This window comes from Streptomyces sp. (assembly GCF_031178505.1).
In the GTDB taxonomy this organism is placed as follows: domain Bacteria; phylum Actinomycetota; class Actinomycetes; order Streptomycetales; family Streptomycetaceae; genus Streptomyces; species Streptomyces gulbargensis.
This window is the reverse complement of sequence record NZ_JAPSIW010000592.1, coordinates 1-4,422: the sequence shown is the minus strand read 5'-3', so window position 1 is coordinate 4,422 and position 4,422 is coordinate 1. Positions and strand designations below refer to the sequence as shown.

Here is a 4,422-nt window from a genome sequence, read left to right as displayed (position 1 = left end):
AGCGGCCGGCCCACGGCGGGATCGGCGCCCACTTCCACCTCTCCACCGACGGCACCCGTGTCCTCAACCTCGCCGAGTGGGAGAGCGAGCGGGCGCACGCGGACTGGCTGTCCGGCGGGGAACCGCTTGGCGGGGCCTGGGCGGCGGTCCACCACCACCCGGGCCTCACCGGCAGCCGGATGCGCCGGTACGTCCCCGCGCTCGGCCTGAGCCCGGGCGCGTAGGGGCCGCCGCGGCGGGCGGCGGCCCGGCCCCGGCGCGTGCCGGGGCACCGCCGCTACGGGCGGAAGCGCAGCACCTGCGGGTCGTGGTCGCTGTCCTGCTCCGCGAACTCGGCGTTGATGTGCACGCTGTCGTAGGTGAAGTGGTGCACGCCCGGGCTGGTCAGGATCTGGTCGAGGACCTGGCTGTTGCCCTGGAAGACGTACGAGTAGCGCTCCGGGCGCGGCAGCGACTTCACCGCCGGGTACAGCACCCCGCCCTCCGTGAGGGCCTCGGTCGTCGCGGAGAACTCGAAGTCGTTGATGTCACCGACGACGAGGACGTCGGCCTGCTTCTCCAGCGCCACGATGTCCTTGACGAACGCGTTGACCGCCTGCGCCTGGAGCAGCCGCTTCGCCTCGGAGGAACGATTCGGCGGCTGGTGGTGCGACGTCAGGGACTCGTCGCCGCCCTTGGAGCCGAAGTGGTTGGCGATCACGAAGACCGTGCGGCCGCGGAAGACGAACTCGCCCGCGAGCGGCTTGCGGCTGTTGTCCCAGGCCGCGTTCGCCGGGTCGATCCGGCCCGGCGAGACCGACAGGGCCGCGCGGCCCTTCGTGCCGGTCACGGTGGTCGCGGTGGTGGCGTCGCCGCCCGCGCGGTCCGTGAAGGAGACCCGCTCGGGGTTGAAGAGGAAGACCTGACGGATGTTGCCCCCGGGCTCGCCGCCGTCCTTGTTGTTCTGCGGGTCCACGGAGCGCCACTCGTACGCCGGGCCACCGGCCGCCACGATCGCGTCCGTGAACTTCTTCAGCGTCAGACCGGCCGACACGGTGCCGTCGTTCTTGGCGCCGTTGTCGTCCTGGATCTCCTCCAGGGCCAGGATGTCCGGCGAGGCGAGGTTCTTCACGACGGCCTTCGCCAGCGCGTCGAACTTCTCCTGCGGGTCGGTCGGGTCGAGGTTCTCGACGTTGTACGTCGCCACGGCCAGCTCGTTCTTGTGCTGCTTCGCCGTGGTCTCGCGCTCCAGGCCGCCGTCCTCGACCGTGCCGAGGGTGCGGGCCGTCAGGGTGTAGCCGCCGTACTGGTTGAAGTCGAGCGGACCCTCGGTGGTGCCGGTCAGCCAGTCGCCCACGTTCGCCTTCGGGAAGGGCTGCTGGGCGAGCGGGGTCAGCGACTGGATCTGGATCCGGCCGGTGTTCTGCGAGGTGTACGAGCCGTAGACCGTGCCGCCGCGCGCGTTGCGGTTCTCCCACGGCTTCACCGTCACCCACAGCTCCGCGTGCGGGTCGGTCGCGCCGACCACCCGCGAGGAGCCGACGCGGACGTTGGTGCCCTCCAGGGACTCGTAGTAGTCCAGGGCGTACGTCTCCGGGTCCAGCGTCAGGCCGTTGACCGAACCGCCCGCGGCCGGGTCGCCCGCCGGGGCGTAGGCGTCCGGGACCGACCAGGGGGCGATCGTCACCGGGGCCGGGACCGGGTTGCCCTTCGACACCACGGTGACCGCCGGCCGGGAGAGCTGGGTGAGGGACTGGTTGCCCGAGTTCAGGCCGCCGGGGACGTACTCGGTGACCGTGCCGTTCACCCGGACGGCGTCGCCGACCGCGACGGTCGGGACGGAGCTGGTGAAGACGAAGAGGCCCTCGCTCGTCGCCGGGTCCGCGTCCGCCTCGGGGTCCTGGATCCAGAAGCCGCGCGAGCCGTACGTGCGCACACCGGTGACGATGCCCGTGACGCCCGTGACCTGCTTGCCCGCGTAGGGCGACAGACGGGTGGTGCCCTGGATGTCGTGGATGCGGACGGCGGCGGCGTCCTCCGCGACGGCGCTCGACGAACCGGCGAGCAGCCCCGCGGCGAGGGCGGCCGCCACGACCGCGGAGACGGCGGCGGATCTCGGTATGGAGGAAGGCATGAAGGGACTCCGGGGGTGCTTGGAGAAAAGGCAGAAGGGTTCTACGCGCGTCAATCTCTTGGCTGGAAGGTGCGCTTGTCAAGAGTCGACGGGTGTACGAAGGGCGACGGGCCGGTGAACCGGCGGACGCCCTCCCGGATGCGTCTACGCTGAGGACCGCCCGCCTCCGCGGGCCCGTCCCGTCACCCCATCACGTACGCGTCGAGGAGACCTTCCCCATGGCAGCGGACCACCCCACCCTTCCCCCCGTTCGGCTGCCCTCGGACGCGGAGCTGGCGCGGGACGCCCTGGCCGCCCCCCTCCTCGCCCACGCGGTACGCCTCGCCCGCTGGGCCGGGCCCGCCACCCGCGTCGGCGCGGGCGGCGAACTCGCCGACGAGCAGCTCCCCGAGGCGGTCGAGGTCCTCGGCCTCACCGACGAGGAGGACGCCGAACTCCTCGCCGGCGACGCCTGGCGGCTCGCCGTGGACACCGGCCTCGTGGACATCGAGGACGCCGAGCACGACGACACCCCCGGCCGGGCCGCGCCCGGCGGAAACCTGGCGGTCGTCACCGGCGGCTCCCCGCAGGACGTCCTCGCTCTCTGGCTGGACGGTTTCGACGCCGTCTTCGCCGACGCCGTCGTCCCGGTCGTGGACGACCTGGAGGAAATGCTCGACGAGGACGGGGCCGTCGACTTCGCGTCGCTCGACTGGGACCCGGAGGCGGAGGCCGAGTTCCTGGAGGGCGTCCTCGGCAACCTCTACCTGCTGACCGTCAGCGAGGGCGGACCGGGCGAGGGCCCCGTGCCGCTGCCCGCGCTCGCCGCCTCCATGGTCGTCCCCGACGACATGGGCGAACCCACCGACGACGTCCTGGAGCGGGTCTCCGACGCGATGATGCGGCTGGACGAGCAGTTCCGCCTGCTCGAACCCATCGGGCTCGTCGCCTACCGGCCCGTGGACGAGGCCCTCATGGCCGAGGAGGGCGAGGAGCCCGCGCCGCCGGTGGACGAGGAGGACGTCACCCGGTACGGCATGGTCCGGCTCACCCCGCTCGGCCTGTACGGCGTGCGGGCCCGGATGCTGGAGGCCGGCGTGGACGCGCCCGCCGTCGGCGACCTGGCCGGCAAGGGCGCCGACGTGCTCCTCGACGGCATCATCGGCTACCCCGAGGCCGCCGCCCGCGCCGAGACCACCGCCTGGCTGGCCGGGCGCGAGCCCGTGGCGGCCGCCCGTGAACTCCTCGCCGCCGCCCGGGGCACCGACCCGGCCTCGCCGCTGCGGCGCCTCCACTGCCAGCAGGCGCTCTCGCTGGTCGGCCCGGAGGCGGAGCCCGCCGTCCGGGAGGTGCTGGACGACGCCCAGCTCGGCGGTCTCGCCCGCGTCTGGCTCGCCGAGCGCGGCGCGGCGGACGTGCCGGCGCCCCCGGAGTCCATGATCTTCTGGCTGGCGATCGACACGATCGCGGCGCAGCTGGACGCGGACGGCGACCTCGCGGAGGTCCAGGAGCTCGTCGAGGGGCTGACGGGCCGCCACAGCGGCTTCTTCGACGCGGCCTGGCGGGTCGAGCACCCGGCGACGGCCGAGGTCCTGGAGGCGATGGGGCGGCTGCACCGGGACAAGGGCGCGGCGAAGGAGGCCCGCAAGGCCGCCTTCAAGGCCCGCTCGCGTACGGGCGGACGGAGCGCCGGGGCCTGAGCGGACGGGCCGCGCGGGCGCGCGCCGCCCGAGGGTTCGACGGCGGGCGGGGCGGGCGTTCCGGTGGTGTTCAGGCGCCGTTCGCGTGCGCCCGGAAGGGTGGCGGGCGACATCCGGACACCACAGGGAGCGCGCACACCATGGCCCTCAACCGCAGAGACTTCGCCCGGCGGTCCGCCGGCGCCGGAGCGGGACTCGTCCTCACCGGCGCCGTCGGGGCGCTGGCCACCGCCCCCGAGGCGCTCGCCGCCGACGAGCCGGACGCGTACGGGACGGGCCGCGAGGAGGACCGGGGCAAGGGCCACGGCCACCGGCTCGGATACGGGCCGCTCGTCGCCGACCCGGACGGTCTGCTCGCCCTGCCCGAGGGCTTCGCCTACCGGGTCCTCACCCGCAGTGGCGTCACCCGCCTGGAGAGCGGCGAGTTCACGCCCTCGAACCACGACGGCACCGCCGCCTTCGCGGGCCCGCGCGGCACCACGTACCTCGTCAACAACCACGAACTCAAGGGCCCGCGCTCCCGGTGGACCCACCCGGTCCCGCTCACCGAGGGCCTCGTCTACGACCCCGCCGCGGCGGGCGGCTGCACCGTCGTCGAGGTCCACCGCGACGGCACCGTCGCCGAGTGGG

Annotated in this window: 3 protein-coding genes and 1 pseudogene; 3 read left to right on the top strand and 1 reads right to left on the bottom strand. The window is 74.0% G+C overall.

Features of this window, described 5'->3' with window-relative positions:
- Window positions 1-224: pseudogene (locus RIF68_RS28480) on the top strand (antibiotic biosynthesis monooxygenase); the annotation flags it as partial.
- A gap of 53 nt (window positions 225-277) precedes the next feature.
- Here the strand turns inward: RIF68_RS28480 and RIF68_RS28475 are convergent.
- Entirely contained in the window at window positions 278-2,113 is a 1,836-nt protein-coding gene (locus tag RIF68_RS28475) for an endonuclease/exonuclease/phosphatase family protein (RefSeq protein ID WP_309054165.1), read from the bottom strand.
- Window positions 2,114-2,331: 218 nt separating this feature from the next.
- On the opposite strand from RIF68_RS28475, the gene RIF68_RS28470 reads away from it, so the two are divergent.
- Together RIF68_RS28470 and RIF68_RS28465 are read left to right on the top strand one after the other, a co-directional pair.
- Window positions 2,332-3,792, top strand: coding sequence for a hypothetical protein (locus RIF68_RS28470; protein ID WP_309054164.1), 1,461 nt, complete (start codon window positions 2,332-2,334; stop codon window positions 3,790-3,792).
- A gap of 140 nt (window positions 3,793-3,932) precedes the next feature.
- On the top strand, window positions 3,933-4,422 hold a 490-nt coding region (locus RIF68_RS28465; protein ID WP_309054163.1), incomplete at its 3' end, for an alkaline phosphatase PhoX.

What these genes read in the sequence shown, in the direction of transcription:
- RIF68_RS28475 (WP_309054165.1), bottom strand. Translation starts at nt 2,113, where the DNA reads ATGCCTTCCTCCATACCGAGATCCGCCGCCGTCTCCGCGGTCGTGGCG.
- RIF68_RS28470 (WP_309054164.1), top strand. Translation starts at nt 2,332, where the DNA reads ATGGCAGCGGACCACCCCACCCTTCCCCCCGTTCGGCTGCCCTCGGAC.